Below are 927 nucleotides of genomic sequence, written 5' to 3' on the forward strand. Positions count from 1 at the left end.
GATTAGAGCCATGACCAGAGAAAGCCAAAAACTTTACGAGCTAAACGTAGTCAAGCTATTTCGTGATGCAGGAGGATTGAGCCACTACGCAGAACTGCACGTGCCAGATCACCTGGAAAGACCCGATATCATAGCAAGAATTGATTCTATTACGATTGGAATCGAAATCAGGAATCTATTCAATGACGAGAAAGAGGGGTCTGGCAGTCGCGACCGTAAGCGTCGTGGCATATATGAATCTGTAGTTAAAACTTGTTCCCACATTCATTCAAGGCGTAGCGACAAATGGATTGATGTCCAGGTATCCTTTAGCAGTTATCGTGATGCTGACCTGATCGCAAGGCGAGAAAGAAAAATAGCTGAGATGCTAGTGAAATTGGTTGAGAAGTATGATCCTAAAATTGGAGATTATTTCACCTTGCGTGCTGAAAAGTTGTGGGGGCCGGATTGGCCTGAAGAAATCGACTATGTTCGCGTAATGCGACTTGAAGGGGATCACCCCCCTCATTGGAGTTACATATATAGCTTTTGGGTCGGTGAAACAACAGACGAACTAATACAGAATGCGCTTGACGACAAAGAACGGAATATTCTGAAATGGCGTGATGGATTTGATGAGGCATTGCTTTTACTTGTCTTAGATGGCAGCGTCGGCGCAAGTATGCTTCGCCCGCATGAGCAGTTGATGAATAATGAGTATCTAAGCTCTTTTGATCGAGCCTGCGTCATGGAGTTCGATGGGAAGAGTTACAGAGAACTGCGTCTGCGAAGAGCTAAGGTATAACGCACTGCGATCGCAATCTTGTAGGGTGCGTTCCCCAAATGCAACTTCTACCGCTCCACCAATAGATTTTTGGGGAACGCACCATGCACATTGATTGAAACTGTGAGTCTAAGTGCGATGCAGCCTTTGTGGTCCCAGTTGAG

Annotated in this window: 1 protein-coding gene; it reads left to right on the plus strand. The window is 45.6% G+C overall.

Going from position 1 to position 927, the window contains the following annotated elements; all coding sequences use genetic code 11:
• The coding region (locus MICAI_RS15840) for a hypothetical protein (RefSeq protein WP_232306218.1) at positions 1-784 on the plus strand (784 nt) is incomplete at its 5' end.
• Positions 785-927: the final 143 nt, after the last annotated feature.

It is taken from the genome of Microcystis sp. T1-4 (genome assembly GCF_000297435.1).
Lineage (GTDB): Bacteria > Cyanobacteriota > Cyanobacteriia > Cyanobacteriales > Microcystaceae > Microcystis.